Here is a 14,639-nt window from a genome sequence, read left to right as displayed (position 1 = left end):
CACTAAATGATAAAAACTGTCGGATAAAATAGGGCATACTGGACTCCATATATAAACCCAAGAAAGTAACCACGCGCATGAATCCAATCTGCCTCAACGACCCTTTTTTTCTTCCTAATGGCCAAGTGATCAAAAATCGCCTGTTCAAATCGGCAATGAGTGAACAGCTAGGTGATAAACATCATAACCCTAAGCAAGGTTTAGTCACGCTTTACCAGCGTTGGGCTCAAGGAGGAATTGGCCTATCCATGACGGGCAACGTGATGGTCGATAGAGGTGCGCTTGGTGAACCTAAAAACGTTGTGTTAGATGAGCAAAGTGACTTAAGCGTATTTCGTGAGTGGGCGAAGGCTGGAACACAAAATGGTTCGCAGATATGGATGCAATTGAACCACCCAGGAAAGCAAATCCCTAAATTCTTATGTGATAGCCCGGTTGCTCCTTCGGCTATCTCTTTAGAGCGTGGATTAGAAAAAGGTTTCAATACGCCACGAGCTCTGACTGAGACGGAAATAATCGCAATCATTGATAAATTTTCGCTGAGTGCAAAGCTTTCAAAACAAGCAGGCTTTACTGGCGTGCAGATTCACGGTGCTCATGGTTATCTTGTCAGTCAGTTTTTGTCTTCTAGACACAATCAACGCCAAGACAAATGGGGTGGGTCACTCGAAAACAGACTTCGTTTCGTGCTTGAGGTTTATCGCGCGATTCGAAAAGAGGTCGGTGAAGATTTCCCCGTCGGAATTAAGCTCAACAGCGCCGACTTCATGAAAGGTGGCTTCACTGAAGAAGAGTCGATGCAGGTTGTACAAACTCTGAGTGACAACGGTATCGACCTGATTGAGATCTCCGGCGGCACCTATGAAAGCCCATCAATGATGGGGTCGAAAAACAAAGCTGAACCAATCAAAGTCAGCACGGTAAAACGTGAAGCGTATTTTATGGATTACATGGTGAAGGCGAGAAAACTCGTCAACACACCGCTGGTGGTCACGGGTGGTTTTCGAACCGCGCAAGCAATGAATGAAGCATTAAACACCTCAGCGACCGATTTTATTGGTATTGCACGCACAATGGCGGTTGATCCTGATTTTCCTAACAAGTTAATTGAAGACCCTAGCCACGGCATGCCGTTAACCGTGCCAACCACAGGAAAACCCGCATTAGACAAGGTGGCGATGGTCGGGCTAGTTTGGTATGAACATCAGATGTGGCGCATTGCCTCTGGCAAGAATGCCGACCCCAAACTAAGCGCATTAGGTGTGGTGGTAAAAACAATTCTCAGCGCCGGCTGGCACGCTTTCAAAAAGCGTAGAGCGTAAGCAGTCATGGATTGTTAAAGCAGAATTTTGAGGAATTGAAGTTCTGCTTTTTTGTTTGTCTCTTTTTAAATTCTCGATAAATACATCGTAGAGCACCCTCAGCCAGCTTAGCTGTGGTACTAATCTAATACCAACATGAGTATCGGTTATAGTGTTCATAAGTGGAAAATCAGAGTAGACCAACTAGGATGAATTACATTAAACCCGGTAATTAATTCAACAACATGGTAGTGCTATGAAGAAAATAACCCTTTTATCTGTCGCGATCTTATCCAGCCTCTCTTTCTCATCTTTTGCTAAAGATTGTGATCCTAATTTACTGCCTTCTTGGAAGGACAGCGAGAGAAAATCCGCTATCGTCGACTTTGTTGGGCAAGCCACCAAAGCTGAATCCGATACGTTCGTTGCGGTAGCCGATCGCATCGCCGTGTTCGATAATGACGGTACGCTTTGGTCGGAAAAGCCTTACTACTTTCAATTAGCCTTTGCACTAGATCGTGTGAAAGAGATGGCGCCTGAGCACCCTGAATGGAAAACGGAAGAACCGTTTAAGTTCGTACTTGAAGATGACATCAAGAGTGTTCTAGGAAGTGGCGAAGAAGGTTTATTGAAAATCATCATGGCGACACATTCTGGTATGACAGTAGAGCAATACCAGCAAGACGTTGAGCAATGGTTGGCGGTAGCAAAAGATAAACGCTTCAATAAAGCCTACACAGACCTTACTTATCAGCCAATGAAAGAGATGCTGACTTACCTGCAAGAGCATGACTTTAAGACTTACATTGTGTCGGGTGGAGGTGTTGATTTCATGAGGGCGTGGGCTCCGCAAGCTTACAACATTCCTACAGAACAGATCATCGGCAGCGCCCTTAAATATAATTACAGCTACAACGATGGCAAACCAACGGTGACCAAAGATTCGTCCATTTTGACCATTGATGACAAAGCCGGAAAGGTCACTAACATTCAGCATATTATCGGCAAAAAACCTATTCTAGCGGTCGGTAACTCAGACGGTGATCAAGCCATGATGCAATGGGCAACGAGCCAACCCAACGCTATGGCGATGATTGTTCATCACACTGACGCCGAGCGCGAGTGGCAGTACGACCGTGAGTCTCATGTTGGCAAGCTTGATAAAGCGCTAGATGAGGCGAATTCCAGAGAGGATTGGACACTGATCGACATGAAATCCGATTGGTGTGAGGTGTACTAACACCTAGTATACCCTTGGTCAAAACCTCAAAGGCTCGGATTTTAAATTCGAGCTTTTTTTGTGAAACAGCGAAGGCTTCGTCTCATTTTAAGCAAGAACGTACTATAAATTTTCAACGCATGACGGTTTAATCGGATAGTCGGAAATTAAAGGAATAAAAATATGAAAACGATCGGTTTGCTCGGTGGTATGAGTTGGGAGTCGACAGTGAGCTACTACAAATCCATCAACGAGGGTGTGAAAGCTACCCTTGGTGGGCTCAATTCTGCAAAGGTTTGTATGTACAGCGTGAACTTCGATGAGATTGAAAAGCTACAGCACCAAGGTCGTTGGGCTGAGACGGCTGACATCTTATCGGACGCGGCTTTATCGGTAGAGAAGGGCGGAGCGGACTTCATCCTGATCTGTACCAATACCATGCATAAGGTCGTTCCTGAGATCGAAGAGAAAATCACGATTCCTATCTTACATATCGCAGATACCACGGCGCAGAAGCTGCTTGAACAGGGCGTAAAGAAAGTTGGATTACTCGGCACGGCTTTCACGATGGAACAAGATTTCTATAAAGGACGCCTGACTAACAAATTCGGTATCGATGTGGTGATTCCTGATGAGGACGACCGAGAGAAAGTGCACAACATCATTTATCAAGAGCTGTGCCGAGGCGAAGTAAAAGAAGAATCTCGAGCTGTCTATCGTCAAATCATTGATAAGCTAAGCCAACAAGGTGCGGAAGCCGTTATTCTGGGGTGCACTGAAATCGCCCTACTGATTCAGCAGCAACACACTGATGTTCCTCTGTTTGATACCACTGCTATCCATGCAGAAGCGGCAGTACGTTTGGCGACGAGCGATTAACTTCTAGCTCTTATTCTTAGCTCCATAGCAGTCCTCTTTTAGTTTTTGTGCGATTTTTATTCAGTTGAGTGAAAGTTTTTTGTACAAAAGCGGGTCGTTAATTAATGAAGCGATGCTTTGTTCATTAACTAAGGCTTTATCGGCAGGTAAGGCTTTAGTTAATGACTGAGGTATTCGCGCTTTTAAGCACTATGCTTTAGTCATGACTAAAAGAGGATTAATTATGAAATGGCTTATCTTATCTGTAACGCTATTGTTTGTGGCGGGATGCCAATCAACAGGCTCTGAAACATCTTCACATGATCAAATGAATAAAGTAGATACAAGCGGGTGCAGTAGCTAATCTCTTTGTAGAAACATTTTTCAGCTGCTTCGATAACGATTGTTAACTCTACTTGTATATAGATCTACCTTATAAAGCCTTGTGTTCTTACAAGGCTTTCTTCTATGTAAAGCATCTTATTTTTTTAGGTGGATGTTGTAAATTTGTGAATCTGAACTGTCTATATTCTAGGCTGTGTACTGGATCTCATTTGTTATTTGAGTCCCTTGCTAAGGTAAATAATGAATGTGTACTACCAATCACTTTACTCAACTTAAGAGGTTTCTATGCTAGGTGAAAATCACTCTCTTGTTCACGAATTTCCTGAAATGAAAGACAAAATTGCTGAGCTTGCTAAAACTGACGATGGCTTTGCAGCAGATATGAAGACATACGACAACCTTGATAAAGAGATTCGTAAACTAGAGCTGAAAGATTCACCCATTGATGACGGCTCGATGCACCAATTGAAACATGATCGTTCTGAGCTTAAAGATTCACTGCATGCTCGTTTAACGGGCTAGTGAGTTGGTAATTTTGCTGACTAGCTAAATGGCAAATTACAGACTTAGACAAAAACTCCTTCGGGAGTTTTTTTTCGTTTTGGCTCAATCACTTCTTCACAATTCAACTGAGTTAATACGTTGTATTGTTATGTTAATGACGCATAATGAGGGTTACTGGTACACGATTTTTAAGATTTTATTGGTAATCTCATGAATATTGAACACCTCAAATTGTTTGTTCGTTTAGCTTCTACACATAACATCAGCATGGCTGGGCAAGAGCTTGGTTTATCTCCTGCTGTTGCAAGCTCGCACATCAGTAAACTGGAAGACAATTTAGGCGTTCGCTTGGTCCACAGAACCACTCGTAAGGTCTCTTTAACCGAAGAGGGGGAAGCATTCTTTCCTCATGCTGAAGAAGTGTTATCGAGCGTGGATGCTGCCAAATCGGCGGTCGGTGTGGGCTGTGATTCTCCAACCGGAACGCTTCGAGTTACCGCATCTGCGTCTTTTGGACGTTTGCATCTTGTTCCTGCTTTACCTGGATTCTTAGAGCGCTACCCTGGGTTAAAAGTCGATCTCAGGCTATCAGATTCGATGGTGGATGTTGTTGAGGGTGGCTTTGATATCGCAATTCGTATCTCAGAGCTGAAAGACTCGACACTGATTGCCCGAAAACTTGCGACAGACAAGCGTATTGTGTGTGCATCGCCTGATTACTTAATCAAATATGGTAAGCCAGCCACACCTCGAGATCTTAATGATCATCAGTGTATTAGCTTGATTGGTTTAGAAAACTGGACCTTCAATACTGAAAGCGGGCCTAAGACGATTAAGGCATCTGGGTCGTTCAGGGCAGATAACGGGGAAGCACTGCGTGACGCAGCCTCAGGTGGTATGGGTATCACGGTGACATCGAATTGGTGTGCCTATGAACAACTGAAAAGCGGTCAGCTGGTTCAAATATTAGAAGATTACCCATTAACCTCAGAGCCTGCAATTTGGGCTGTGTACCCAAGCACAAGATTACTTGCACCAAAGGTGAGAGCCTTCATCGACTACTTCTCTGAATATTATGGTAACCCGCCGTATTGGGAACAAACGTAGAGACAAACGTTGTACGAAAAAGCCCTGCGTGTCTAAGTTAATTTATTAGAAACGCAGGGCTTTTTATTGAGATTTGCAAATTAACTCAGTACGAGTCGTCGCAATTAAGAAAGTGTTGCTTTGATGATCTCTTCAATTTTAGCGACAACTTGCTGCGATTTATCGCCGTAAATCGCATCTGGGTGCGGGTTCGCAAACGTGTTGTTGTCGTTATCAAAGTATTGACCGCCCGCTTGTGCGAACTCGTCAGACAATGATGCGCGAACCAGAATATCAGAACCGATGCTTAGGTCGCCGCCTGCAATGCCGTAAGCGTCTTTCACCATCTTGCTACCTAGTAACGAAGCTGGGTTGACCGCAACCACCATTGGCCCTGTAGAGCCTAACTCTTTTGCCATCTCACGAGTCCACATAGTGATCGCAAGCTTGCTTTGTGCGTAAGCGTCACCATCAGACATTGCCTTCTTGCCTTCTAGCGCTTCGATGTTCACTGCTGCTTGTGCTGCTGAGGACAGGTTAACCACTCGGCTAGATGCACCGAGTACAGGTAGCAGACGTTTAGTCAGGTGGTATGGTGAAATGGTATTCACAACAAAACGAACATCTAAACCGTCTTTAGTAATTGGGTTCGGAGTGTTGAACACACCTGCGTTGTTAATCAGTACATCAATTTTATCGTGCTCAGCAATTATTTCGTCAGCCAACGCATCCACATCAGCCAGAACGGACAAGTCTGCCACGTAACTTTGAATTTTAGCTTCTGCAGAGATAGCCACAAGTTGCTGCTCAACGTCTTTGAGTTTGCTTGGGTTACGTCCATGCAATAAAACGTGGTGGCCTTGTTGAACAAGTACTTTTGCCGTTTCGAAGCCGATACCATCGGTAGAGCCTGTGAGCAGAATAACTTTTTGCATGGAATAGATTCCTTATTAAAGCGCTGACATGGTGAGCGTTTTTAAATGTGTTGTTTCGTTGAGGTAAAGAATAGCAACCTTTTATGAAGTTGATAATCAACCGGATTAATAAAACACTATTTAGTTTTTGTTGAAAATGGGGGAGTGAACAAAGCCTCAGTCCGTGCGAAGGAGAAGATCAATCGAGAGATTTATCTGATCGAGTTCTTAGGCCGGAATAGCAGGCAATAAAAAAGCTTAGCGCGGGGGACGCTAAGCTTCGTTGTTAAGTATGTTCTTGAACCATGCTTAGGCTGGTGGGGTTAGCCTACTTGAGAAAAGCTCACTACCTTGCTTTGTAGCTTCTCTTTCAGGTAATCCGTTACTGCTTGCTGCTCGGATTCACTCATGTATAGGCCAAGCTTGGTTCTGCGCCACAAGATGTCTTCGTCAGTCATCGCCATCTCTTCATTGATCAAGTAATCAATCTCAACTTGATAAACGCCATGCGCTTCGTTTGAGAATTGAATACCAAGGTCAGCTTCGCTATTTGCGCCTTCCAGTAGCTTCCACGTGTAAGTACCAAATTGAGTCACGTAGCGAAGTAACAACGCTTCAGATGCCCAAGGGTATTTAGTGTGGATCATCTTCGCAAGTTGCTCTCTGCTGCAACTAAAGTTACCACCTGGAAGCGTGTCGTTTGCTGTCCATGGTGCACCCATGTTGGTTAGGTGTGGCTCAAGCTTCTTAAGTGCCGCTTCACCGAGTTTACGATAAGTAGTTAACTTGCCACCGAAGATCGAAAGCAATGGTGCTTGATCAAGCTCTGCGTCCAATTCCAATGTGTAGTCACGAGTGATCGCTTGTGGTGAATCCGATTCGTCGTCACAAAGCGGTCTTACGCCACTGTATGTCCAAACCACGTCCTCACGGCCAAGCTGTTTAACAAAGTGCTGGTTAACGATATCAATCAAGTAATCCACTTCGACATCATCAATTGCGACGTTACGTGGGTCGCCTTTGTATTCAAGGTCGGTGGTGCCGATGATCGAGAACTTATCTAGGTAAGGGATCATGAACACAATGCGATTGTCTTTGTTTTGCAGAATGTACGCTTGTGGTTCGTCATGAATGCGTGGCACAACAATGTGTGAGCCTTTGATAAGACGAATGTTACGAGGCGAAGCCTGCTCTAATCCATCATCAAAGAACTGTTTAACCCAAGGACCAGCAGCGTTAACAAGCGCTTTTGCTTTGCGTTCAAAGCGTTGGTTTGTCATCACATCAAGGATCGTTACATGCCAAACACCACCTTCGCGGTGCGCTTTTTCAACACGGCAGTAGTTACGTACTTCTGCGTTGTTTTCTTTTGCTGCCAACACGTTGAGCAATACCATACGAGCATCATCAACCCAGCAATCTGAGTATTCGAAGCCTGTCTTCATTTCTGGTTTCAGTAGGCCCGATTTCGCTAGGTTGACTGTCTTACTTCCAGGAAGAGTGGTGCGCTTACCCAAGTTATCGTAAAGGAATAGGCCACAGCGAATCATCCAAGCTGGGCGTAAAAATGGTCGATGAGGTAAACGGAAACGCATTGGCTGAGCAACGTGAGGCGCTTTTCTTAACAAGACTTCACGTTCAGCGAGTGCTTCCGAAACCAAACGAAATTCGTAATGTTCAAGGTAGCGTAGGCCACCGTGGATAAGCTTTGAGCTAGCAGAAGACGTCGCAGATGCGAAATCATTTGCTTCGTATAAGCCAACGTTTAGACCACGACCTGCTGCATCTGCCGCGATGCCTGCACCATTGATGCCGCCGCCAATCACGATCAAGTCTAAAGTGGAAGATGTACTGTTGTTTGAATTATTTTGTTGAGCACTCATGGTTTTGACCTCTTCTGAGCGAACGAGCATTTTAGAACATAATTGAATCCTATATGAACTTTCGTTTGCGGTCATTTATTATTTTCGTTTATGCGCGTTTTATGTGATTTGGGCATAAAAAAACCTCTGCTTATGAAAGCAGAGGTTCAAATAAGTCTAATTCGAGCATAGAAGCGACAGTGGTAGTGAGCAAGTTTTACTTTTTTAACTTTTCTATAAAGAATCGTGATTCATTATAGAAAGCGGCTCACCGGGCACTTATGTTGAGTTATTCGCTCACAGGACGAGCAGTATCGATCACTTCTAATGGTATTGCTGAATCTTTAAGGATGTTGAGAATCTCTTCCGGTGGCTGCTTGTTGGTAAAGACCATGTGCGCTTGAGAGATATTGCCGAGCTTAACCATCGCGTTACGGCCAAACTTAGTATGGTCGACGGCTAAGAAGATGCTGCGACTGTTTTCGATGATAGCTTGTTTTACACGAACTTCGTGGTAATCAAAATCGAGCAGTGAGCCATCAAAGTCGATGCCGCTGATGCCCAAAATACCGAAATCAAGGCGGAACTGCTTCACGAAATCGAGTGTCGCTTCGCCAACTATACCGCCATCACGGTTTCTCACTTCTCCACCCGCCAGGATAACCTTGATCTCTGGGTTAGGCAGAAGGATGCTGGCAACATTGATGTTGTTGGTGACGACTCTTAGTTGTTTGTGGTTTTTGTTGAGTGCGCGTGCCACCGATTCTGGCGTGGTACCGATATCAACGAATAGGGTTGCACCATCTGGGATGTGTTTAACCAGTTCATCTGCGATCACGTCTTTTTCGTTGAAGTTAAGCGCTTTACGCGTGTTATACGAGGTGTTTTCCGAGCTTAAAGGAATGGTTGCACCACCATGATAGCGACGAATTTTGTTGCTATCGGCAAGTTCATTGAGGTCTCGTCTGATGGTTTGTGGGCTGACATCGAACTTTTCAACGAGCTCTTCGGTACTCACATATCCTTGTGTTTTTACCAGATCTACAATCTGCTGGTGTCTTGGTATCTGCTTCACTTAACTTACCACTCCCTGCGCGCAAAGGGCTCTAGCGCGTCAAAATCGAAAATATAAACTCACGCTATTGTGCTCGAATTGATGAAAAGAGAGAAGTAATGATGGTAAGGAATCATGTCTAAACCGCAAAAACGCTGCGCAAAACGCGGAATTTGAGCCTGAAACGCAAAAACGAGCACAAAATAGTGCTCTTTTTAGTTTCGTTTGCTGAGGTTCGAACAATCTAGTCGATTAGATTACTCGAGTTCCTAGATCAGCGGCTAATGATTAACGATTAGCTGAGTACTTAGTATTACTCGTTGTCATCGTCATCGTGTAGCTCAGACCAAACCTGTGCACACTTGATAGCACGTTTCCAACCTTTGTAACGGCGGTTACGCTTCTCTTCGTCGTGGTGCGGCATGAATGTGCGGTCAAGAACGGCTTTGTCTTGAAGCTCATCAATACTGTCCCAGAAACCAACCGCTAGGCCAGCAAGGTAAGCGGCACCCAGAGCGGTTACTTCCGTTACTTCAGGGCGGTGAACTTCAGTATCTAGCACATCAGATTGGAATTGCATTAGGAAGTTATTCGCTACTGCGCCGCCATCAACACGTAGTTTCGCTAGCTTGATGCCTGAGTCAGCTTGCATCGCGTCTAGTACGTCACGCGTTTGGTAAGCAATACCTTCCAACGTTGCACGGATGATGTGGTTAGAGTTAACACCACGAGTCAGGCCAACAATCGTACCGCGAGCATAAGCATCCCAGTATGGTGCGCCTAAGCCAGTAAATGCAGGAACCACGTAAACGCCGTTTGAAGAGTCTACTTTGGTTGCGAAGTACTCAGAGTCTTCTGCACCAGCCAGTAGCTTCATTTCATCACGTAGCCATTGGATAGATGCGCCACCCATGAATACCGCACCTTCAAGCGCGTATGCAGGTTCGCCTTTAGGGCCACATGCTAGCGTTGTTAGTAGACCATTCTTCGATGTTACTTTCTCTTGGCCTGTGTTCATTAGAAGGAAACAACCCGTGCCGTAAGTATTCTTAGCTTGGCCTGCTTCTACACACATTTGACCGTAAAGTGCAGCTTGTTGGTCACCTGCAATACCCGCGATTGGGATACGAGTACCGCCTTTACCACCAAGGTTCGTTTGACCGTAAACCTCAGAAGAGCGCTTCACTTCAGGCATCATGATTGCGGGAATGCCCATTTCATCAAGTAGCTTCTGATCCCAGCATAGGTCGTTGATGTTGAACAACATAGTACGTGACGCGTTGGTGTAATCCGTAACGTGTACACGTCCTTGAGTCATTTTCCAAACCAACCAAGTATCAACTGTACCGAACAGTAATTTGCCAGCTTCAGCGTCTTCGCGAGCGCCTTCAACGTTGTCTAGAATCCATTTTACTTTGGTACCTGAGAAATACGGGTCAAGGACTAAGCCTGTATTGTCACGTACGTAGTCTTCTAGTCCACGAGCTTTTAGGTCTTCACAGATGTCTGCAGTACGGCGACACTGCCATACGATTGCGTTATAAACAGGCTTGCCTGTCTCTTTGTTCCAAACAATGGTGGTTTCACGTTGGTTCGTGATACCAATGCCCGCTAGCTCATCGCTGCGGATGCCTGCTTTAGCAAGAGCTTCAACCAATGTAGAGCTTTGAGTCGCCCAGATTTCCATTGGATCATGCTCAACCCAACCCGCTTTCGGGTAAATCTGAGTGAATTCTCGTTGAGAAGAACTAACGATGTTTGCATCGTGATCGAGGATTACAGCGCGAGAACTTGTGGTGCCTTGGTCTAGGGCAACAATGTATTTTTGCTCGGTCATGGTAAGAATCCTTTTTCTTTCGTTATTTATATTTTAGTAAATGTAAGGTCGCTTAGGGATTAAGCTTGAGCTTGTTCAGCTTCTTCTTCTGTTTCACATTGGTTTGGAATTGTGCAGCCTTGGCCTTCTACTGGTAGGTAAGCACCGATAACACGTGGGTACAACCAACCACCAAAACACGCACCAGCAATTGGAGCAAGAATTGGAACGATGAAGTAAGGAATATCACGAGCACCGCTTAGTGCGAAATCCCAACCTGCAAAGTAAGCGAACAGTTTTGGTCCGAAGTCACGAGCAGGGTTCATTGCAAAGCCCGTTAGTGGACCTAAAGAACCACCGATAACCGCGATAAGAATACCGATCAGTAGAGGGTTCATTGCACCGCGAGATGCGCCGTTGTTCTCATCACCTAACGCTAAAATGGCAAACATCAACACTGCAGTAATCACGAATTCCACAGCAAAAGCGCCGAAGAAAGAAAGTGAAGCATGTGGGTAAGTCGAGAAGATACCAGCAGTTGATAGTGCGTCTTGGCTGCTACGAACGAAGTTATGTGCGATTTCGTAGTCAGTAAATAGGTTGCTGTACAGGCTGTAAACCAATGCTGCAGAGCAGAAAGCGCCAAGCAGTTGCGAAATGATGTAAGGCACCACTTTTGCTTTATCAAAGCCATGGAACATGGCCAGTGCAATCGTTACGGCTGGGTTGATGTGTGCGCCTGAAACGCCGGCAGTACAGTAAATTGCAATCGCAACACCGAAGCCCCAGATGATGCTGATTTCCCATTGTCCGAATGTCGCACCAGTTAATACCAGAGCGGCCACACAGCCAACGCCAAAGAATATGAGTAATCCTGTACCGATAAATTCAGCCAAGCATTGCCCAAATAAAGAAGGGTGTTTGTTTGTTGTCATGTTCGAGTCCTTTTTAGTTTTGCTTATCTAGCACGTGTATTGTGCATATATTTGCGAACTCGAAAATAAACGAACATCAAAAGTGAGCGTTTGAGCATAAAATTGTTAATTAAAGTCACTTGAAATGTTAATCCGAACACTTTTGCTCGAAAAAGATGCTCGCATGAACGTCATTGCTCGAATTGATAGGTTGCGAAGCCGCTCAAACTACCTATATGTAAATGAATGCGCAACTGGTACGAGGAGTTTATGTTTGGATTTGTGATGCTACTTCGTGAGTGGCGGATTATTAGACTTAATTAGGGAGGGCTGTGTGATGTTTTTGCTATGTAACAAGGGAGTTAACAAATGAGCTTATATGCATAAATGAATAAACTGCCAACTATGTTGTAGTTTGGCAGTTTTAATAGTTAGTCAGTTCATGGCTTTTAACTTGCCGTAGTTGGTTAACAACAAGTTATAAAGAATTGTCTACGATCGGTGTTTGAGACTCTAGTTATTGAACGATGTTTGATATTGAATTAATCAAATACGGATACTCAGGTACAGCCTAAGTTCGATCTTCTCTCGCAATAGATATGATAATTTTATTACCCTATCTGTTGTTTCCAGAGTTTGGCATAAAGCCCTTCTTTCTCAACCAGCTCATCGTGAGTTCCGTTTTCACACACTTGGCCTTTATCAAGAACTAGAATGTTATCCGCATGACGAAGAGTGTTGAGGCGGTGTGCGATGCTAATTACGGTTCTACCTCGACAGATCTCGTCCATGTTGCTCATGATGGCAGCTTCAGAGTTATAATCGAGAGCAGAAGTCGCTTCATCAAGCAGCAAAATTCGAGGGTTTACGAGTAAGGCTCTTGCCAATGCGACACGTTGACGCTGACCACCAGATAGAGAAGAGCCTTTCTCACCAACCGGTTGATCGAATCCGTGGGGAAGCTCTTCAATAAATTCTAGAGCGCCAGCAAGTTGCGCTGCGTGGCGCATCTCTTCATCTGAAGCTTGTGGCTTACTTAGGCGAATGTTATCTGCAACACTTCCTGAGAAAAGAATGCTGTCTTGCAACACAACACTCATATTGCGGCGTAACGATATAGGGTCCGCGATAGCTAGGTCCATACCGTCGACCAACACTTGACCATGCTGGGGAACATACAAGCGTTGTAGTAGCCGGGTTATGGTGCTTTTCCCTGAGCCCGATGGGCCTGTAATACCGATAAATTGCCCTGGTTTTATTTCTAATGAGAGGTTAGCTAGTACCTCTGGAGCGTCTTCGTGGTAACGGAATCTAATGTTGTGAAACTCTATGCCACCATTGAGTTCAGGGACAGAAGCTAGCCCCTGTTTACTGTTTTCTTTTGGTTCATCAAGAATGTCACCCACTCGCTTCAATGCAATGAGAGTATGTTGAAAGTCTTGCCAAATTTGAGCAAGTCTAAGTACCGGTTGGGTAACATGACCAGCTAACATATTGAATGCGACCAATTCACCGGGCGTTAGCTCACCATTTAGTACAGCGCTGACTCCCCACCATAGCAATAATGCGGCGGTAAGCTTTTGGATAAGTGCGATGCTTTGCCCTGCGATTAACCCAGACTTTTGAGCATCGAAACTACGCTTTAGTTGCTGGCTGAGTATGCGTTGCCATTGATGTAAGAATCGATGTTCAGTCGCAGTTGTTTTAATGGTTTCAATGCCTGTTACTGCTTCAGTTAAAAAGGTTGTGGCGTCGGCGTCTGATTCGTATTCTGATTCCACTTTTTTTCTTATTAAGGGACCAGCGATAAGCCAAAGTAAGAAGTAGATGATCAATGAACCGATGACTAACCAAGTCAGAGTACTAGCATAGTGGAACATGACGGCGATAAAGACAGCCACAAAAATTAAGTCGAGTACTAACATTAACGTCGAACCCGTTAAAAACTGACGGATTTGTGCCATTTCACGAACTCGCGCAATGATTTGCCCGGTTTGTCTCTGCTTAAAATAAGTGAGTGGAAGGCCAACTAAGTGACGATAAAGGCGCCCTGATAGCTCTGCATTAACCTGACTCGCCAAATGACCAAAGACGGTATTGCGTAAGTAGCTGTATGCTGGTTCAGCAATAGCTAATGCGAGCATGGCCATTGCGAGCACATGAAGACTTGATAAACTGCGACCTACTAGTACTTTGTCGATGACATTTTGAAATAGCAACGGGCTTACTAGTGCGAATATCTGAAGTGCAATAGCATAGAAAAACACATCACGCATCTGGCTTTTTTGACGCCAAATAGAGGGGGCAAACCAACTAAGGCCAAATTTCACTTCTTTGTTACTTAGTCTTTCATCCGCGACCAGCATTACCTTGTACATCGATAATTGACTACTCAGACTAAGCTCACTCTGTTGGTCTAATTGAGTGGTTGGGTCATATAAAAGAGAGGAACCATCAGCTGACTTTGTGAGCACTTTCCAACTATTGTCGATTTCAATTAAAACGGGTAGTGGAAGGGTATCTAACTCGTTTGATTTTACTTTCGTTACTTGACTTTTCAGGCCGATATAATCCGCCGCTTCCCTTATTTGCATGTCGCTCAAATTGGAATGATTGACACCCAATGCATGTTTCAGCTGTGTTTTAGTCGATTTTTTGTGAAAGTGATTTCCGGCATAAACGACGGCGTCTATTCCGCCATTATCTTTTGTGGCAGATATATCTTGATTGCTAGAGGTATCTTGAGTGCAAGATGTATCTTGGGCG

General features: G+C 44.6%; 10 protein-coding genes and 1 pseudogene. 5 read left to right on the top strand and 6 right to left on the bottom strand.

Going from position 1 to position 14,639, the window contains the following annotated elements; genetic code table 11:
- The first annotated feature begins 77 nt into the window (after nucleotides 1–77).
- The 5 genes from NX845_RS18170 (at nucleotide 78) to NX845_RS18150 (ending at nucleotide 5,334) form a co-directional block, all read left to right on the top strand.
- Complete coding sequence (locus tag NX845_RS18170) at nucleotides 78–1,322, top strand: NADH:flavin oxidoreductase/NADH oxidase family protein (protein WP_260257044.1); 1,245 nt, start codon at nucleotides 78–80, stop codon at nucleotides 1,320–1,322.
- A 235-nt stretch (nucleotides 1,323–1,557) separates the two neighbouring features.
- On the top strand, nucleotides 1,558–2,541 hold the full coding sequence (locus NX845_RS18165) for an HAD family phosphatase (RefSeq protein WP_260257043.1): 984 nt from the start codon (nucleotides 1,558–1,560) through the stop codon (nucleotides 2,539–2,541).
- A 162-nt stretch (nucleotides 2,542–2,703) separates the two neighbouring features.
- Nucleotides 2,704–3,399, top strand: coding sequence for an aspartate/glutamate racemase family protein (locus NX845_RS18160; protein WP_017060945.1), 696 nt, complete (start codon nucleotides 2,704–2,706; stop codon nucleotides 3,397–3,399).
- Nucleotides 3,400–4,008: 609 nt separating this feature from the next.
- Entirely contained in the window at nucleotides 4,009–4,245 is a 237-nt protein-coding gene (locus tag NX845_RS18155; protein WP_004732244.1) for a YdcH family protein, read from the top strand.
- Between the two features lie 192 nt (nucleotides 4,246–4,437).
- On the top strand, nucleotides 4,438–5,334 hold the full coding sequence (locus tag NX845_RS18150; RefSeq protein ID WP_260257042.1) for a LysR family transcriptional regulator: 897 nt from the start codon (nucleotides 4,438–4,440) through the stop codon (nucleotides 5,332–5,334).
- 104 nt (nucleotides 5,335–5,438) lie between these two features.
- On the opposite strand, the gene NX845_RS18145 is transcribed toward NX845_RS18150, so the two are convergent.
- From NX845_RS18145 to NX845_RS18120, 6 genes and pseudogenes are all read right to left on the bottom strand, one after another.
- Nucleotides 5,439–6,248 (bottom strand): SDR family NAD(P)-dependent oxidoreductase, encoded by an 810-nt coding sequence (locus tag NX845_RS18145; RefSeq protein WP_004732241.1) that lies wholly within the window; start codon nucleotides 6,246–6,248, stop codon nucleotides 5,439–5,441.
- A gap of 302 nt (nucleotides 6,249–6,550) precedes the next feature.
- Nucleotides 6,551–8,110, bottom strand: coding sequence for a glycerol-3-phosphate dehydrogenase (gene glpD / locus NX845_RS18140; RefSeq protein ID WP_102569525.1), 1,560 nt, complete (start codon nucleotides 8,108–8,110; stop codon nucleotides 6,551–6,553).
- A 268-nt stretch (nucleotides 8,111–8,378) separates the two neighbouring features.
- Nucleotides 8,379–9,164, bottom strand: coding sequence for a DeoR/GlpR family transcriptional regulator (locus NX845_RS18135; protein ID WP_004732237.1), 786 nt, complete (start codon nucleotides 9,162–9,164; stop codon nucleotides 8,379–8,381).
- 292 nt (nucleotides 9,165–9,456) lie between these two features.
- A complete protein-coding gene (gene glpK / locus NX845_RS18130) occupies nucleotides 9,457–10,980 on the bottom strand; it encodes a glycerol kinase GlpK (RefSeq protein ID WP_004732235.1) in 1,524 nt (507 codons plus the stop codon).
- 59 nt (nucleotides 10,981–11,039) lie between these two features.
- On the bottom strand, nucleotides 11,040–11,894 hold the full coding sequence (locus NX845_RS18125; RefSeq protein WP_004732234.1) for an MIP/aquaporin family protein: 855 nt from the start codon (nucleotides 11,892–11,894) through the stop codon (nucleotides 11,040–11,042).
- A gap of 590 nt (nucleotides 11,895–12,484) precedes the next feature.
- Nucleotides 12,485–14,575 (bottom strand): annotated as a pseudogene (locus NX845_RS18120) (type I secretion system permease/ATPase); the annotation flags it as partial.
- Nucleotides 14,576–14,639 lie beyond the last annotated feature (64 nt).

Source organism: Vibrio sp. NC2 (genome assembly GCF_025195005.1).
Classification (GTDB): Bacteria; Pseudomonadota; Gammaproteobacteria; order Enterobacterales; family Vibrionaceae; genus Vibrio; species Vibrio splendidus.
The sequence above is the reverse complement of the archived record's forward strand: the minus strand, read 5'-3'. Positions and strand labels throughout refer to the sequence as shown.